This is a genomic window from Agrobacterium sp. LR_9 (assembly GCF_041954855.1).
Lineage (GTDB): Bacteria > Pseudomonadota > Alphaproteobacteria > Rhizobiales > Rhizobiaceae > Agrobacterium > Agrobacterium leguminum.
In genome coordinates this window covers 104,075-120,044 of the sequence record NZ_JAVAYA010000005.1, presented here as the reverse complement: position 1 = coordinate 120,044, position 15,970 = coordinate 104,075, and the positions used below count along the sequence as shown (strand labels likewise).

The window sequence follows — 15,970 nt, the reverse complement described above, 5'->3', positions numbered from 1 at the left end:
GATGAGTTGGCCTCAAACCGTCAAAATCGTCGAAGTGGGCGCGCGTGACGGCTTGCAGAACGAAAGCGCCGAGGTTCCAGCCGCCATCAAGATCGAGCTGATCGAACGGCTGGCCGCAGCCGGATTGGCGGCGGTGGAAGCGGGTGCTTTCGTCTCACCCAAAAAAGTGCCGCAAATGGCGGGTTCGAAAGAGGTGTTCCAGGGCCTCGAAAGGCGACCCGGCACCGCCTATCCGGCACTCGTTCCCAATATGAAAGGTTTCGAGGCCGCCCTTGAAGCCGGCGTGACGGAAATCGCCGTTTTCGTCTCCGCATCCGAAGGTTTCAGCCAGCACAATATCGGCTGCTCGCGCGCCGAAAGCCTTGAGCGCCTGCGCGATGTCGCATCAGCCGCGGCCGGCCGGAACATCCTCATGCGCGGTTACCTCTCCTGCATAGCCGGCTGCCCCTATGACGGTACGGTTGCACAAGATGACGTGGCGGCGATGGCCGAAACGCTCATCGCGCTAGGCTGTTACGAAATTTCGCTCGGCGATACGATCGGCATCGGCACGGCGGAGCAGATTCGCAATCTCATCAAGCGGGTGTCTGCCCGCATCCCGCGTGAAAAACTCGCCATGCATTTCCACGATACCTATGGGCAGGGCGTCGCCAATGTGCTGGCCTCGCTGGATGAAGGTATCTCCGTCTTCGACAGTTCGGTGGCCGGGCTGGGCGGCTGCCCCTTTGCACCGGGGGCGAGCGGCAATGTCGCCACCGAAGACGTCGTTTATCTGCTGCAGGGGCTTGGCATTAAAACCGGTATCGACCTGATGGCGGTGGCAAAAACCGGAGACTGGATCAGCCGGCATCTCGGCAGACCGAATGCGGCCCGCGCCGGCAAGGCGCTGCTTGCAGCAAGACAGGAGGGGGACGCGCATGGCGGATGAGTTGCTGAGCGAAAGGCGCAAGGACGTTCTCTGGCTGACGCTCAACCGGCCGGAGGTGCACAATGCCTTAAATGCCGCGATGACGGACGCCCTGACGACGGCCATCCGCACGGCATCCGGTGATGGCGGCCTGCGCGCCGTGGTGATAACGGCTGCGGGAGACCGCAGCTTCTGCTCGGGGGCCGATCTGAAAGAAAGCGCCGGCGGCATGTTCCTATCGCGGGATGGAACCAACCCTATTGCCGATGTGATGCGTGCCATCGAGGGCTGCGACAGGCCCGTCATCGCCCGCATCAACGGTCGGGTTCTGGCCGGCGGGCTTGGCCTCGTCGCCGCCTGCGATCTCGCCTATGCCGCCGACCATGCCGAATTCGGCCTGCCGGAAGTCCGTGTCGGGCTTTTCCCGGCCATGGTGGCGGCGAAGCTTCTGGCGAAGATACCCCTGAGCCAGCTTCAGGAAATGGCTTATCTCGGGGCCGCGATTAACGCCGCTGATGCGGAGCGCCTTGGCCTCGTCAATCGGGCTGTCCCGTTGGCCGAACTCGATGGCGTAGTCGGGGATGTTCTCGCCCGGTTGCGGCAGAATGCGCCGGGCGCCATCGCGGCCGGAAAGGCGGCGTTGCTGAAGATGCGCGATATGCCCTCCAGCGAGCGGCTCGCCTTTGCCGAAAGTGTCATCGCCACAATCAGCGGCAGCAACGAGGCGCGGGAGGGGCGATTGGCCTTTGCCGAAAAAAGGAAACCGCTCTGGGTGGAGTGATCGCCGCCATCTGTCCCGGCACCGGTTTTCTTAAAAGTCGTCATAGGGTTAATCGATAATCCCGATGCGTCCGTTGACCCCGTTCGGCAAATCGAGTTCTATCCAGCACCTTTCGCCGGGCAGCGATTGGGGAAGCCGGAGGAGACCCATGCAGCTTGTAAAAACCGTCGCCGAATTGCGGGATGCCACCGCCGCCTTTCGCCGTGCGGGCAAAACCATCGGCTTCGTACCGACAATGGGCTTTCTCCATATCGGCCATCTGACGCTCGTTGCCCAATCCAAGGCGGAAAACGACGTGACGGTGGTTTCGATCTTCGTTAACCCACTGCAATTCGGTGCGAATGAGGATCTGGCCCGTTACCCCCGCGATCTCGCCCGGGACAGCGCATTGCTGGAAGAGGCGGGCATCGACATTCTTTTCGCACCGGAAGTCTCCGAGATGTATCCGCGCCCGATGCAGACCGTGGTGGATGTGCCCGAACTGGGAAGCCAGCTGGAAGGCGCGGTGCGGCCGGGGCATTTCGCCGGTGTTGCGACCGTCGTGACCAAGCTTTTTAACCTCGTCCAGCCGGACGCCGCCTATTTCGGCGAGAAGGATTATCAGCAGGTAACGCTGATCCGCCGCATGGTCGAGGACCTTGCCCAGCCGGTGCGGGTCGTGCCAGTCGCTACGGTGCGCGAAGCCGATGGGCTGGCCTGTTCTTCACGCAATGTCTATCTAAACCCCGCGGAACGCGCCGCCGCCGTGATCGTGCCGCGCGCACTCGATGAGGCGGAACGGCTTTATGGTGAAGGCTTCGACGACCCCGCCGCATTCGAAGCCGCGATAGAAAAATTCATCGCCACCGAGCCGCTGGCCTTGCCGGAAGTTGTTGCAGTGCGCGATCCCGATACGCTTGCCCCCGTCGCTTCATTGCAGGCGGGGCCGGTGCTGGTGGCGCTGTTCGTCAGGCTCGGCAGCACGAGGCTCCTCGACAACCGCGTCATCGGGCGCGACAGGATCAATCAACGGGAGGCGGCCGAATGAGCGCCCATGGAAAACACAAGCGGCTGACGACGGCCTCCATCCGGCAGATGAAGGGCGAGGCGCGCATTGTCTGCCTGACCGCCTATACCACGCCGATTGCCCGCCTTCTCGATCCGCATTGCGATCTGCTTCTGGTCGGCGATTCCCTCGGCATGGTGCTTTACGGCATGGACACGACGGTCGGCGTCACGCTGGATATGATGATCGCCCATGGCCGCGCCGTCATGCGCGGCGTCGAACATGCCTGCGTCATCGTCGATCTTCCCTTCGGCACCTATCAGGAATCCAAGGAACAGGCGTTCCGCAATGCCGTGCGGCTGATGCAGGAAACCGGCTGCGACGGCGTGAAGCTGGAAGGCGGCGAGGAAATGGCGGAGACCATCGCCTTTCTGGTGGCGCGCGGCATTCCGGTGTTCGGCCATGTCGGGCTTATGCCGCAGCTGGTGCACACCGCCGGCGGCTTCCGCTCGCTCGGGCATTCGGATGCGGAAACGCAAAAAATCTGGCGCGATGCGATTGCGGTCGATCAGGCCGGCGCCTTCGCCATCGTCGTGGAAGGCACCGTCGAACCGCTTGCCCGCGAATTGACCGAAAAACTCGCAGCTCCCACGGTTGGCATCGGCGCATCGCCGGCCTGCGACGGGCAGGTGCTCGTTTCCGACGACATGCTTGGCCTTTTCACCGATTTCAAACCGAAATTCGTCAAGCGTTTCGCCGATCTGGGCCCGGCGGTTTCGGAAGCAGCGGCCGCTTATGCCGATGAGGTTCGCTCGGGGGCGTTTCCCGGGCCGGAGCATACGTTTCAGGTGCGACGGCAATCGCCTTCGGGGAAGTGAGACTATTTCCGTCATGCCGGGCTCGATCCGGCATCCAGCCACGGCGCGTCTGCGCCGTGAAAGACTCTTGCGCGATCAAGGACTTGATCGCACTAGACCCCGGATCAAGTCCGGGGTGACGGGTGTGAGGGACGTCCCTATACAATCCCGCCGCTGCCGCCAACCGAAGCCGGGCGCTTCGCCGCAACATGGCTGCGATAGCCGCTCGCACGATAAGTCGCGACCGGATCGATAGCGCCGCCCGCCAATTGCCGGGCCTGCGCAAGAATCGGTTCCACATCGGTGCGATAGGCCCGCTTCAGCATATCGGAAGCCATCAGCGCATCATTATCCTGCTGGTAGCCGTCGAGGGCCGCGCGATCCACCAGCAGCGCCTGCGCATAGGCGCGGCGGATTTCGTTGGCGCTGGAGATCAGGCTTTCGATCGGGTCCGTCACATTGTGCGACTGGTCGATCATATGGGCGGGATGGAAACCCTTCACGCCGCGATATTCGGCATCCACCAGCTCGTTGAAAACGAGGAACAGGCGGTATGGCTCGATTGAGCCGGCATCCAGATCGTCATCGCCATATTTGCTGTCGTTGAAATGGAAACCGCCGAGCTTGCCGAACTGGATGAGTCGGGCGACGATCATTTCGATATTGGTGTTCGGCGCATGGTGGCCGAGGTCGACGAGGCAGAAGGCCTTTTCGCCGAGCGTATTGGCAATGAGGTAATTGGTGCCCCAGTCCTGCACGACGGTCGAATAGAAGGCCGGCTCGTACATCTTGTGTTCGGAAAAGATGCGCCAGTCATCCGGCAGCGCCTTGTAGATATCGGCCATGGCGGCAAGATAACGCTCGAAACTTCTGGTGAAATTGCTCTGGCCGGGGAAGTTCGAACCATCGCCCACCCACACCGTCAGCGCCTTCGAGCCGATGGCATTGCCGATTTCGATACATTCGATGTTGTGCTCGACGGCCTGCCGGCGCGTGGCGGCATCCGTGTGGCTGAGCGAACCGTATTTGTAGGAATGGCTCTGGCCGGGCGCATCCGAAAACGTGTTGGAATTCATGGCGTCGAAGCCGAGACCCAGCGCATCGGCATGGGCTTTCAATCGCTTCGGGTCTTCCTTGTCCCACGGAATATGCAGGGAAACGTTGGGCGTCGCCCGTGTCAGCTGGTTGATGACGGCGCAATCATCCAGCTTGTCGAAAATGCCGCGCGGCTCGCCCGTGCCGGGAAAACGGGCAAAACGGGTGCCGCCGGTGCCCACGCCCCAGGAGGGCACGGCCACAAAAAATTCCGCGACCTTGGCCGTAACGGCCTCGATATCGATATTGCGGCGCGCAAGCTGGTTGCCCAGCGCCTGATAATCGTCCTTCAGCGCGTGAGCACGCTTGTCGTTTTCCGCCGCGATCACATCGGCAGCGATTTTCGTCTCGGTCATCTCTTCCTCCCAGGCAATGAACACAACAGGTGCTTCGGCCCGCGACGCCACCACCCCGTCATTCCGGCCTTGAGCCGGAATCCAGCCAGCCCAAGTCTTTGGGCTGAGAAGACTCTCTCGCCGCGCAGACGCGCGGCTGCTGGATTCCGGCTCAAGGCCGGAATGACGAAGGTGGGACTTTCGCCACTTCTCAAAGCATCGTGTCTTTTTATATGTCGATATCCACCGACACCCTACCGCGTAAAACTCTGCGCATTACCGGCATCGACATTGATGATGTTGCCGGTGGACTTGGCGGAGGCGTCGGACGCCAGGAAGTAGATCGCCTCGGCGATATCTTCCGGGAAGACATTGAGCTTCAGCATGGAACGCTTGCGGTAATGTTCCTCCAGATCGGTCACTTCGATCTTCGAGGAAGCCGCGCGCTGCTCGCGCCACTCGCCGCTCCAGATTTTAGAACCGCGCAGCACGGCATCGGGATTGACGGTGTTAACGCGAATGCCGGCTTCCGCTCCTTCGAGGGCGAGGCAACGGGCCAGATGAATTTCCGCAGCCTTGGCCGTGCAATAGGCGGAGGCATTGGGCGAGGAAGCGAGACCGTTTTTCGAGGCGACGAACACCACGTTGCCGCCGAGATTCTGACGCCGCAGCAGCCGGAACGCTTCCCGCGAAACGAGGAAATAGCCGGTGGCGAGAATGTCGATATTCTTGTTCCACATGGCAAGCGTCGTGTCTTCCACCGGCGCGGAGGAAGCTATGCCAGCATTGGAGACGAGAATATCCACGCCGCCGAATTCCACGCTCGCTTCCGCGAAGGCTGCGATGACGGCATCCTCTTTCGTCACATCAAGCTTGACGGTACGCACCGAGTCAGTGCTGTAGCGCTTGACGAAATCGGCCTTGGCGGCTTCCAGCGCCGCTTCGTCAATATCCGCCAGAACCACGCAGGCGCCCTCCCCCGCCAGCCTTTCCGCCGTCGCCCGGCCGATACCGCCAGCACCGCCGGTGACGAAGGCCACCCGGCCGGCAAGGCTCTTCGGCTTCGGCATGCGCTGAAGTTTTGCCTCTTCCAGCAGCCAATATTCGATATCGAAAGCCTCCTGCTCCGGCAGGCCCTGATATTCGGACACGGTGGAAGCACCACGCATGACGTTGATGGCGTTGACGTAAAATTCGCCGGCGATGCGGGCAGTGGCCTTGTCCTTGGCGAAGGACAACATGCCAACGCCGGGGATCAGGAAAATCACCGGATTCGGATCGCGCATCTTCGGCGAATTGTCGTGGCGGCAGGCCTCGTAGTAGCGGGTATAATCGGCGCGGTAAGCTTCAAGCGCCTTGTCGAGACCCGCCGTCAGCGCGTCCACATCCGGCTTCGCCGTATCGAGATCGAGGATCAGTGGGCGGATTTTGGTGCGCAGGAAGTGATCCGGGCAGGATGTGCCGAGTGCGCCGAGCGGCTTCAGGTCCTTCGAGTTGACGAATTCGAGAACCGCCTCCTGATCGTCGAAATGGCCGAGCTTGCGTTCCTCACGGCCGATGCGGCCACGGATTTCCGGCATCAGCCGGGCGGCGATGGCGCGGCGTTCGGCAACGGGCAGGCTCTTCGCCACCGCGCCGCCAAAAATCGTCTTGCCTTCGGTCTTGGCCGCAAACCATTCGATCGCCTTGTTGATGATGGCAAGCGTCAGTTCGTAACACGCCTTGGCGTCATTATCCCATGTGAAGAGACCATGGCTTTCCAGCACGACACCCTTGGCCTTCGGGTTGGCCTTGACGAAAGCTTCGAGATCGAGACCGAGCTGGAAACCCGGGCGACGCCAGGGCAGCCAGCCGATATCGTCACCGAAAATCTGCTGCGTCAATTCTTTCGAATTCTTCGAGGCGGCGATGGCAATGATCGCGTCCGGATGCATATGGTCGACATGATCGTAAGGCACGAAACCGTGCAGCGGCGTATCGATGGAAGCCGCGCGCGGATTGAGGTTGAAGGTGCAATGCGGCAGGAAGCCGACCATGCGGTCCTCATCCTCGACACCCTTGTAAATGCCCTTCAGCGCTTCCAGCTTGTCGAGATAAAGCGTCGCAAAACCATCGAGCTTGATGGTGCCGACATCGCCGCCGGAGCCCTTCACCCACATGACGCGGACCTTCTCGCCCGTCAGCGGATCGGTCTCAAGCACCTTTGCGGATGTGTTGCCACCGCCATAATTGGTGATGCGCTTGTCGGCACCGAGCAGATTGGAGCGATAAAGCAGCTTGCCCGGCTCATCGAGCGTTTTGGCATAGGCATCGTCCCAACGGCTTTCGAGAAGGCGGGATTTTCCCGTCATGTCTTCCTCCCAATATCTGTCTGCATTCGCGGAGCCGATACCGGCCCGCCTCCTTTGATGGCAGATATCGCGCATCGAAAAGCATAATGTCAATCAAAAACGATCATAAATTTTCATGTTGCAGCGCGATATTGATTAATTTGATCGTTCTTGATTGACAACGTAAAGAGATTGCGAATAATCACGATCAGGAGGACCCCATGCACGAACGCGAACGCCATCGCATCATCTTGAGCGCCACACAGGAAAAAGCTGTCGTGACGGTGCAGGATATTGCCGAACTGACGGATGCGTCGGAAGCGACGATCCGCCGGGATATCGCCTCGCTGCATGTTCAGGGCAAGTTGCGCCGCGTGCGCGGCGGGGCGGAAGCCGTGCATCCGCCGCAGCTCGGCAATCTGGCCGCGCGGCCGTTCCGGGTGTCCGAATCGGTCAACATCGACAAGAAACGCGCAATTGCGCGCAAGGCCGTCGATCTGTGCCACGATGGCGATGCGATCATCCTAAATGGCGGCACGACGACATTCCAGATGGTGCACTACATGGCGGCGCGCCGCCTGCAAGTCATGACCAATTCTTTCGCCATCGCGGAGCATCTGGTCAAACATTCCAAATGCAGTGTCAGCGTGCCGGGCGGCGCGATCTATCGCGACCAGAGCCTTATCCTGTCGCCTTTCGAGAATGATGCGATCCGCAATTTTTATGCGCGGCGGATTTTTCTCGGTGCGCAGGGCGTGGGAGCGCTTGGCATCATGGAATCCGATGCGCTGGTTATCCAGAGCGAGCAGAAGCTGATGCGACAGGCGGAAGAGCTTATCGTGATGGTCGATTCTTCGAAATTTAGAAAACGTTCCAGCCTCATTTTATGCCCGCTCGAAAATGTCTCGACCATCATTACCGATGACGGGATTTCCGACGAGGCGGCGAGGATGGTGGAAGATGCCGGCGTCGAATTGTTGATCGTCGGCGCGGTGAGGGATGGCAAGACAGCCACCCCACCGGATGAAGAGGATTCTTCTTCGGTCGCCTGAGGAGCACCGGAGGGAGGAAAAAGGTTCAAAACGGGAGGAAAAGGGACATGAAACTTACACGCAGAACATTGACGAGCGCTCTTGCGCTTGGCGCGGCGCTCTCCGTCGCAGGGCTGGGCAGCGTTGCCCAGGCCGCCGATGTGAAGATCGCACTGGTGGTCAAATCGCTCGGCAACGGCTTTTTCGAAGCCGCCAACAAGGGCGCGCAGGAGGCCGCAAAGGACCTCGGCGGCGTCGAGATCATCTATACCGGCCCGACCAGCACCACGGCCGAAGGCCAGATCGAAGTCATCAATTCGCTGATCGCGCAGGGCGTCGATGCCATCGCCATTTCCGCCAATGACCCGGATGCCGTGGTTCCGGCGCTGAAAAAGGCGGCCCAGCGCGGCATCAAGGTCATCTCCTGGGATTCCGGTGTTGCGCCGGAAGGCCGCATACTCCAGCTCAACCCTTCGTCCAACGCGCTGATCGGCAAGATGTGCCTGCAGCTCGCCGCATCGCATCTGGAAGGCGGCAAGGGCGATTTCGCCATTCTTTCGGCCACCACCACCTCCACGAACCAGAATATCTGGATCGACGAGATGAAAAAGCAGCTGAAGGATTTCCCCGGCCTCAACCTTGTCACCACGGTTTACGGTGACGATCTGGCCGACAAGAGCTACCGCGAAGCGCAGGGCCTGCTTTCCTCGCAGCCGAATGTGAAGGTTATCGTCGCGCCGACAACGGTTGGCGTTCTCGCCGCCTCGCAGGCGGTGAAGGATGCGGGCAAGATCGGTCAGGTCTATGTGACCGGCCTTGGCCTGCCGTCTGAAATGGCCGGCGCCATCAAGTCGGGCGCCACCAAGGAATTCGCCATCTGGAACCCGATCGACCTCGGTTACTCCGCCACCCAGATCGCCTATCGCCTGGTGAAGGGCGAAACCGATGGCAAGCCGGGTTCGGAAATCGAAGCCGGTCGTATGGGTAAGATCAAGGTTGGCGAAAACAGCGAAGCGGCGATGGCTGATCCGTTCATCTATGACGCGAAGAATATCGACCAGTTCTCGAAAATTTTCTGATCTAGAGAAGTGACGGCAGTGTGCGGAGGGCACCCCCCTCTGCCCTGCCGGGCATCTCCCCCTCAAGGGGGGAGATCAGCCAGATTATAACACTCGCTCACTCTCAACTTTAGTGATGGCCTCAACGGTGCCGCATATCGATCTCCCCCCTTGAGGGGGAGATGCCCGGCAGGGCAGAGGGGGGTGCCCTTCACCGCTTCAATCAAACTGACCGGTAAGACGGATGATGCGTATCGAAACGAAAATTTTAGATGTCGTCGAGGCTTCAAATTCAACGCCCATTCTGGAAATGCGCGGCATCAGCCAGATATTCCCCGGCGTCAAAGCGCTGGATGGCGTCGATATCGCGCTTTATCCCGGCAAGGTCACCGCGCTGATCGGCGAGAACGGTGCTGGTAAATCCACGCTCGTCAAAATCCTCACGGGCATCTATCGCCCCAACGAAGGCGAAATCCTTCTCGATGGTCAGCCCGTCCATTTTTACAGCGCACAGGAAGCCATCGATGCCGGCGTCACCGCCATTCATCAGGAAACCGTGCTGTTCGACGAGCTTTCCGTCGGCGAAAACATCTTCCTCGGCCATGCGCCGAAAGGTCGTTTCGGTCTGATCGACTGGAAGACCATCAACACGCGCGCCAGAACCCTGCTGGAACAGCTCGAAAGCACCATCGATCCGACGATCCGGCTGAAGGACCTGTCCATCGCCCAGCGCCATCTCGTCGCCATCGCCCGCGCGCTTTCGGTCGAGGCGCGCATCGTCATCATGGACGAACCGACGGCCGCCCTTTCTCGCAAGGAAATCGATGATCTCTTTCGCATCGTCGAAAACCTCAAGCGGCAGGGCAAGGCGATCCTCTTCATCAGCCACAAGTTCGACGAGGTCTATGAGATCGCCGAGAATTATGCCGTGTTCCGGGATGGCAGGATGGTTGGAGCGGGCAATCTCGCCGCCACGCCGCAGGACGAGATCGTGCGGCTGATGGTCGGCCGTGACGTGACGAACGCCTTTCCCAAGCAGGCCGTCACCCTTGGGCCGACGGTTCTTTCGGTGCGCGATTATTCGCATCAGACGGAATTCCGCGATATTTCGCTCGAACTGCGCAAGGGCGAGATTCTCGGCCTCTACGGGCTGATCGGCGCCGGCCGCTCCGAGCTTTGCCAGTCGTTGTTCGGCATTACCCGGCCGGCTTCAGGGCAGGTATCGCTGGAAGGCCAGCCGCTTTCCATCCGCTCGCCGGAAGACGCGATCCGCGCCGGCATCGTTTATGTGCCGGAGGAGCGCGGCCGCCACGGGCTGGCGCTGGATATGCCGATCTACCAGAACATGTCGCTGCCATCGCTCACGCGCACGTCGCGCAAGGGCTTTCTGGCCGCCGCCAATGAATTCGCGCTGGCGCGCAAATATGCCTCACGGCTCGATCTGCGCGCGGCCGCCCTTTCGGTGCCGGTCGGCACGCTTTCAGGCGGCAACCAGCAGAAGGTGGTGATCGGCAAGTGGCTCGCCACCCAGCCGAAGGTCATCATTCTCGATGAACCCACCAAGGGTATCGATATCGGCTCCAAGGCCGCCGTGCACGGTTTCATCAGCGAGCTTGCGGCGGAAGGGCTTTCCATCATCATGATTTCATCCGAACTTCCCGAAATCCTCGGCATGTCCGACCGCGCCATCGTCATGCGCGAAGGCCTGATGGCGGGCCAGTTCGAACGCGCCGATTTTTCTCCGGAAAAGCTGGTGCGCGCCGCCACCGGCAATGCCTGAGAGGGGCAAAACCATGCAACGTCTACTTAAAAATCGCGAATGGCTGCTGGCGGGCATCATCGTCATCATGATCGCCGGTTTTGCGCTGCGCGCGCCCGGTTTCAGCCGGCCCGGCAATCTCGTCAATATCTTCAACGATACCTCCATCCTCATCATTCTGGCGCTTGGCCAGATGGCGGTCATTCTCACCAAATCCATCGATCTTTCGGTTGCCGCCAATCTCGCCTTCACCGGCATGGCGGTGGCGATGACCAATGCCGCCTTTCCGGGAATTCCCCTGCCGCTTCTCATCGCCATGGCGGTCGGCATCGGCGCATTTCTCGGCTCGCTCAACGGCGTGCTGGTCTGGTGGCTAGGCATTCCGCCCATCGTCGTCACGCTCGGCACGCTTACCATTTATCGCGGCATGGCCTTCGTTCTGTCCGGCGGCGGTTGGGTGAATGCGCACCAGCTTTCGCCGACCTTCCTCAATGTGCCGCGCACCATGATCCTCGGCATGCCGGTGCTTTCATGGGTGGCGATCCTCATCATCGCCGGCGCCTGGCTGGTGCTCAGCCGCACCTCCTTCGGCCGTTCCGCCTATGCGTCGGGCGGTAATCCGAGTGCCGCCGTCTATGCGGGCATCGATGTCGGCCGGACGCGCTTCTTCGCCTTCGTGCTCTCGGGCGCGCTCGCCGGTCTCGCCAGCTATCTCTGGGTGTCGCGTTATGCGGTTGCCTATGTCGACATCGCCGCCGGCTTCGAACTGGACAGCGTGGCGGCAAATGTGATCGGCGGCATCTCGATTGCCGGCGGCATCGGATCGGTGGCGGGTGCGGTGCTCGGCGCGCTGTTCCTCGGCGTCATCAAGAACGCCCTGCCCGTCATCGGCATTTCGCCCTTCGCGCAGATGGCGATTTCCGGCGTTGTCATCGTGCTCGCCGTCGTCTTCAACGCCCGCGCCGAAGCGCGAAAAGGCCGTATCATCCTGCGTGACCGCGCAGCAAGCGATCAGGCCAGGGAGGCCGCAGCATGAGCACCATGCCTCAACCAGCGCAGAATCCGCGCATCATTCCAGACAAGCTCGGCACGCCGATACGCCGCATCATGGCCAGTTGGGAAGTGCTGCTGCTTGGTGTTGCGATCCTCATCTTCATCGCCAATTCGCTGGCCTCACCCTATTTCCTCAATGCCTGGAACCTGTCGGACGCGACCTTCAACTTCACGGAAAAGGCGATCATCGCCTTCGCCATGGCGCTGCTGATCATCGCCGGTGAAATCGATCTTTCCGTCGCCGCCATCATCGCGCTCGCCTCCACCGCCATGGGTGCGGCAGTGCAAATGGGGATCGGCACGCCCGGCCTCGTCGCCATCGGCATCGGCACCGGGCTTTTGTGCGGGGCCTTCAACGGTTTTCTGGTCGCAGGGCTGAAACTGCCGTCCATCGTCGTCACCATCGGCACGATGAGCCTGTTTCGCGGCATTTCCTATATGGTGCTGGGCGATCAGGCCTATGGCAAATATCCCGCCGATTTTGCCTATTTCGGTCAGGGTTACGTTTTCTGGGTGATTTCTTTCGAATTCGTGCTGTTCATCGCCATGGCCATCCTCTTCGCCATTTTGCTGCATGCCACCAATTTCGGCCGGCAGGTCTATGTGATCGGCAACAACCCCTTCGCCGCCCGTTTCTCCGGCATACCCGTCGAGCGGGTGAAGTTCATCCTGTTCCTGCTCACCGGCCTGATGAGCGGCATCGCCGCCGTCTGCCTCACATCGCGGCTCGGCTCCACCCGCCCGTCCATCGCTCAAGGGTGGGAGCTTGAGGTGGTGACCATGGTGGTGCTGGGCGGCGTCTCCATTCTCGGCGGCTCCGGCACCATCGCAGGCGTCGTCATTGCCGCTTTCGTCATGGGCCTCGTCACCTTCGGGCTCGGTCTTGTGAATGTGCCGGGCATCGTCATGTCGATCTTTGTCGGTCTGCTGCTCATCGTAACCATCGCCATCCCCATCGTTGTCCGTCGCCTTCGCGCCATGAGAAGTTAAGCCATGCCGGAACTTGAAAAACACGCCTTCAAGATGAAACTCTTTGCCGGAAAAGAGGCCGAATATAAAAAGCGCCATGACGAGATATGGCCGGAACTGGTGACGCTGCTGCGCGACGCGGGTGTGAGCGATTACTCCATCCATCTCGACCCGGAAACTAACATCCTGTTCGGCGTGTTGACGCGCCCGAAGAACCACGGCATGGCGGCCTTGCCCGACCATCCCGTGATGAAGAAGTGGTGGGCGCATATGGCCGACATCATGGAGAGCAATGTCGATAATTCGCCGGTCGCAAAAGATCTGGTGACGGTGTTCCATCTGCCATGAGCGAGGGCATCAAACCGGGCCGCGTCGCGGTCATCGATATCGGCAAAACCAATGCCAAGGTCGTCGTCATCGACACCGGCAGCGGCGAGGAGATTGTCGCTGAGAAACAGGCGAACCCCGTCCTTCGCGATGGGATTTATCCGCATTACGATGTGGAGATGCTTTGTCGCTTCATTCTCTCCGCGCTTCAGCGTTTCGGCCAGAAGCCTGGTTTCGATGCGATTTCGATCACCACCCATGGCGCTTCTGCAGCGCTTCTAGATGCGAACGGCGATCTCGCCATGCCGGTGCTCGATTATGAACACGGCTATCCCGCTGCCATTGAAGAAGCCTATCGCGGCATCAGGCCCGATTTTGCCGAGACCGGCTCACCGCAGCTACCCGTCGGGCTGAACCTCGGCGCACAAATCCATTTCCAGAAAACGGCCTTTCCGGACGATTTCTCCAGAGTGCGCAGCATCGTCACCTATGCGCAATATTGGGCGGGACGGCTGACGGGCATTCAGGCGACCGAAACGACCTCGCTCGGCTGCCATACCGATCTATGGAACCCACGGCGGAGAAGTTTCTCCTCGCTCGTCGCGTGTCTCGGCATCGAGCAGTTGATGGCGCCGGTCCGCTCCGCTTTCGATGTGCTGGGAACAATTCGCCCGTCGATTGCGCTGGAAACCGGTCTTTCACCGCATATGCCGGTCTATTGTGGCATCCACGATTCCAACGCATCCCTCCTGCCGCATCTTCTGCGTCGGGACGGTGATTTTTCGGTCGTCTCCACCGGCACCTGGGTGGTGAATTTCGCCATCGGCGGCGCGGCGGGTTCGCTCGATCCCACCCGTGATACACTCCTGAATGTCGATGCTTTCGGCCGTCCGGTTCCCTCGTCCCGCTTCATGGGCGGCAGGGAGTACGAAATGCTGGCGCAGCAATTCGGGGCCGTGAAAGACGAAGCGATGGACGCGGCTCTCGGCGGCGTGATTGCCAATGGCATGATACTGCTGCCGAGCGTCGTCAGCGGCTCCGGCCCATTTCCGGACAAGGCGGCGCGCTGGATCGGCGAAGCCACGGCCACGGCCGCGGAACGGCACGCAGCGGCGTCGCTTTATCTCGCCCTGATGACGGAATGCAGCCTCTCGCTCATCGGGCGGAAAGGTCCGATCCTTGTGGAAGGCCCCTTCGCCAGCAACACCCTTTATCTGAAGGCGCTGGCCGGCTTTGCAGAGACCGAAGTAACGGCGGTCGAAGGGTCGACGGGCACCAGCGCCGGTGCGGCCCTGCTCACCGGCATCAAGCCGCTTGCCGGTCGCGAGCGCCATTTCACGCCACACGACATTCCCGGCCTCTCCTCTTACCGCAATGCCTGGCGAGGCCACATGGCTTGATGCGAAACGCAAAATGCGGCCGAACGCTCGGCCGCATTTTGATTTTGCAGAAGGATCAGCCCTTGATGAAGGCCAGAAGATCGGCGTTCAGCACATCGGCATTGACGGTGAGCATACCGTGCGAGAAGCCGGGATAGGTCTTCAGCGTGCCGTTTTTCAACAGCTTAACCGATTTCAGCGCGGAGTCGGCAATCGGCACGATCTGGTCGTCTTCGCCATGCAGCACCAGTGTAGGAACGCTGATATTCTTCAGGTCTTCGGTCTGGTCGGTTTCCGAGAAGGCCTTGATACCGTCATAATGGGCCTTTGCGCCGCCCATCATGCCCTGACGCCACCAGTTCTGGATAACGCCTTCATGAACGGTCGCACCATCGCGGTTGAAGCCATAGAACGGACCGGCCGGCACATCGCGGAAGAATTGCGCGCGGTTTGCGGCGAGCGACGAGCGGAAGCCGTCAAAAACCTCCATCGGCAGACCTTCCGGATTGGCCTCGGTCTTGAGCATCAGCGGCGGCACGGCGGAAACGAGAACCGCCTTGGCGACACGGCCGGCGGGTTCGCCATGTTTTGCGACATAACGGGCAACTTCGCCGCCGCCGGTGGAATGGCCGATATGGACGGCGTTCTTCAGGTCGAGGGCCTCAACGACGGCAAAGGCGTCGGCGGCGTAGTGATCCATGTCATGACCGTCGGCGACCTGGGCGGAACGGCCGTGGCCACGGCGGTCATGGGCGACGACGCGAAAACCCTTGGAAACGAAGAACAGCATCTGCGCATCCCAGTCATCGGACGAGAGCGGCCAGCCATGGTGGAACATGATCGGCTGGGCATCCTTCGGGCCCCAGTCCTTGTAGAAGATTTCGGTTCCGTCTGTCGTCTTAACAAAGCCCATGATCGTTACTCCTTCGGTTGCGTTGGCATCTCCAGCACAGCCTGTTGTGCGCCGGTTTGATGGAGGGATGATGACGCAGGATAACGGTTGCAACAATTGCAACAATAATTGGCAATGAATTGCTGTTTATGAAATTATCTTCTCGACCCGCATACCATTCCGGCACACGTGTTGACCCGCTCCGCGCCCTC

At 60.6% G+C, this 15,970-nt stretch carries 14 protein-coding genes; 11 read left to right on the top strand and 3 right to left on the bottom strand.

Going from position 1 to position 15,970, the window contains the following annotated elements; genetic code table 11:
- Window position 1 precedes the first annotated feature (1 nt).
- From RAC79_RS08490 to panB, 4 genes are all read left to right on the top strand, one after another.
- Window positions 2-928: a hydroxymethylglutaryl-CoA lyase gene (locus RAC79_RS08490; RefSeq protein ID WP_374996969.1), complete on the top strand. Its 927-nt coding sequence runs from the start codon at window positions 2-4 to the stop codon at window positions 926-928.
- Window positions 918-1,688, top strand: a complete 771-nt coding sequence (locus tag RAC79_RS08485) for an enoyl-CoA hydratase-related protein (protein ID WP_374996968.1) — start codon at window positions 918-920, stop codon at window positions 1,686-1,688. The genes RAC79_RS08490 and RAC79_RS08485 overlap by 11 nt, the downstream gene beginning before the upstream one ends.
- Before the next feature lie 148 nt (window positions 1,689-1,836).
- Window positions 1,837-2,715: a pantoate--beta-alanine ligase gene (gene panC, locus RAC79_RS08480; protein WP_374996967.1), complete on the top strand. Its 879-nt coding sequence runs from the start codon at window positions 1,837-1,839 to the stop codon at window positions 2,713-2,715.
- Entirely contained in the window at window positions 2,712-3,551 is an 840-nt protein-coding gene (gene panB / locus RAC79_RS08475; protein ID WP_125145840.1) for a 3-methyl-2-oxobutanoate hydroxymethyltransferase, read from the top strand. Before panC ends, panB begins: the two co-directional genes overlap by 4 nt.
- A gap of 137 nt (window positions 3,552-3,688) precedes the next feature.
- Here the strand turns inward: panB and rhaI are convergent, their stop codons facing one another.
- Both rhaI and RAC79_RS08465 read right to left on the bottom strand, forming a co-directional pair.
- On the bottom strand, window positions 3,689-4,981 hold the full coding sequence (rhaI, locus tag RAC79_RS08470) for an L-rhamnose catabolism isomerase (RefSeq protein WP_149741714.1): 1,293 nt from the start codon (window positions 4,979-4,981) through the stop codon (window positions 3,689-3,691).
- A 233-nt stretch (window positions 4,982-5,214) separates the two neighbouring features.
- Window positions 5,215-7,311, bottom strand: a complete 2,097-nt coding sequence (locus RAC79_RS08465) for a bifunctional rhamnulose-1-phosphate aldolase/short-chain dehydrogenase (protein WP_142844703.1) — start codon at window positions 7,309-7,311, stop codon at window positions 5,215-5,217.
- Between the two features lie 200 nt (window positions 7,312-7,511).
- Here RAC79_RS08465 and RAC79_RS08460 point away from each other — a divergent pair, with 200 nt between their 5' ends.
- The 7 genes from RAC79_RS08460 to RAC79_RS08430 all read left to right on the top strand — a co-directional run bounded on the left by RAC79_RS08460 (window position 7,512) and on the right by RAC79_RS08430 (window position 14,887).
- Window positions 7,512-8,342 (top strand): DeoR/GlpR family DNA-binding transcription regulator, encoded by an 831-nt coding sequence (locus RAC79_RS08460; protein WP_142844704.1) that lies wholly within the window; start codon window positions 7,512-7,514, stop codon window positions 8,340-8,342.
- Window positions 8,343-8,389: 47 nt separating this feature from the next.
- A complete protein-coding gene (rhaS, locus tag RAC79_RS08455; RefSeq protein ID WP_035262533.1) occupies window positions 8,390-9,400 on the top strand; it encodes a rhamnose ABC transporter substrate-binding protein in 1,011 nt (336 codons plus the stop codon).
- Between the two features lie 223 nt (window positions 9,401-9,623).
- Window positions 9,624-11,159 (top strand): sugar ABC transporter ATP-binding protein, encoded by a 1,536-nt coding sequence (locus RAC79_RS08450; protein ID WP_161987817.1) that lies wholly within the window; start codon window positions 9,624-9,626, stop codon window positions 11,157-11,159.
- 13 nt (window positions 11,160-11,172) lie between these two features.
- Window positions 11,173-12,174, top strand: coding sequence for an ABC transporter permease (locus RAC79_RS08445; RefSeq protein ID WP_142844705.1), 1,002 nt, complete (start codon window positions 11,173-11,175; stop codon window positions 12,172-12,174).
- On the top strand, window positions 12,171-13,181 hold the full coding sequence (locus RAC79_RS08440) for an ABC transporter permease (protein ID WP_142844706.1): 1,011 nt from the start codon (window positions 12,171-12,173) through the stop codon (window positions 13,179-13,181). Before RAC79_RS08445 ends, RAC79_RS08440 begins: the two co-directional genes overlap by 4 nt.
- A 3-nt stretch (window positions 13,182-13,184) precedes the next feature.
- Complete coding sequence (gene rhaM / locus RAC79_RS08435; protein ID WP_174039967.1) at window positions 13,185-13,508, top strand: L-rhamnose mutarotase; 324 nt, start codon at window positions 13,185-13,187, stop codon at window positions 13,506-13,508.
- A complete protein-coding gene (locus RAC79_RS08430; protein WP_174039968.1) occupies window positions 13,505-14,887 on the top strand; it encodes an FGGY-family carbohydrate kinase in 1,383 nt (460 codons plus the stop codon). The genes rhaM and RAC79_RS08430 overlap by 4 nt, the downstream gene beginning before the upstream one ends.
- Before the next feature lie 55 nt (window positions 14,888-14,942).
- On the opposite strand, the gene RAC79_RS08425 is transcribed toward RAC79_RS08430, so the two are convergent.
- Window positions 14,943-15,779 carry an alpha/beta fold hydrolase gene (locus RAC79_RS08425; RefSeq protein ID WP_003522568.1) on the bottom strand — a complete coding sequence of 279 codons (837 nt, stop codon included), beginning with the start codon at window positions 15,777-15,779 and terminating at the stop codon, window positions 14,943-14,945.
- Window positions 15,780-15,970: the final 191 nt, after the last annotated feature.

Bases quoted from the DNA above. Each gene is read 5' to 3' on its own strand.
- RAC79_RS08490 (WP_374996969.1), top strand. From the start codon at position 2: ATGAGTTGGCCTCAAACCGTCAAAATCGTCGAAGTGGGCGCGCGTGAC.
- RAC79_RS08485 (WP_374996968.1), top strand. From the start codon at position 918: ATGGCGGATGAGTTGCTGAGCGAAAGGCGCAAGGACGTTCTCTGGCTG.
- panC (WP_374996967.1), top strand. From the start codon at position 1,837: ATGCAGCTTGTAAAAACCGTCGCCGAATTGCGGGATGCCACCGCCGCC.
- panB (WP_125145840.1), top strand. From the start codon at position 2,712: ATGAGCGCCCATGGAAAACACAAGCGGCTGACGACGGCCTCCATCCGG.
- rhaI (WP_149741714.1), bottom strand. From the start codon at position 4,981: ATGACCGAGACGAAAATCGCTGCCGATGTGATCGCGGCGGAAAACGAC.
- RAC79_RS08465 (WP_142844703.1), bottom strand. From the start codon at position 7,311: ATGACGGGAAAATCCCGCCTTCTCGAAAGCCGTTGGGACGATGCCTAT.
- RAC79_RS08460 (WP_142844704.1), top strand. From the start codon at position 7,512: ATGCACGAACGCGAACGCCATCGCATCATCTTGAGCGCCACACAGGAA.
- rhaS (WP_035262533.1), top strand. From the start codon at position 8,390: ATGAAACTTACACGCAGAACATTGACGAGCGCTCTTGCGCTTGGCGCG.
- RAC79_RS08450 (WP_161987817.1), top strand. From the start codon at position 9,624: ATGATGCGTATCGAAACGAAAATTTTAGATGTCGTCGAGGCTTCAAAT.
- RAC79_RS08445 (WP_142844705.1), top strand. From the start codon at position 11,173: ATGCAACGTCTACTTAAAAATCGCGAATGGCTGCTGGCGGGCATCATC.
- RAC79_RS08440 (WP_142844706.1), top strand. From the start codon at position 12,171: ATGAGCACCATGCCTCAACCAGCGCAGAATCCGCGCATCATTCCAGAC.
- rhaM (WP_174039967.1), top strand. From the start codon at position 13,185: ATGCCGGAACTTGAAAAACACGCCTTCAAGATGAAACTCTTTGCCGGA.
- RAC79_RS08430 (WP_174039968.1), top strand. From the start codon at position 13,505: ATGAGCGAGGGCATCAAACCGGGCCGCGTCGCGGTCATCGATATCGGC.
- RAC79_RS08425 (WP_003522568.1), bottom strand. From the start codon at position 15,779: ATGGGCTTTGTTAAGACGACAGACGGAACCGAAATCTTCTACAAGGAC.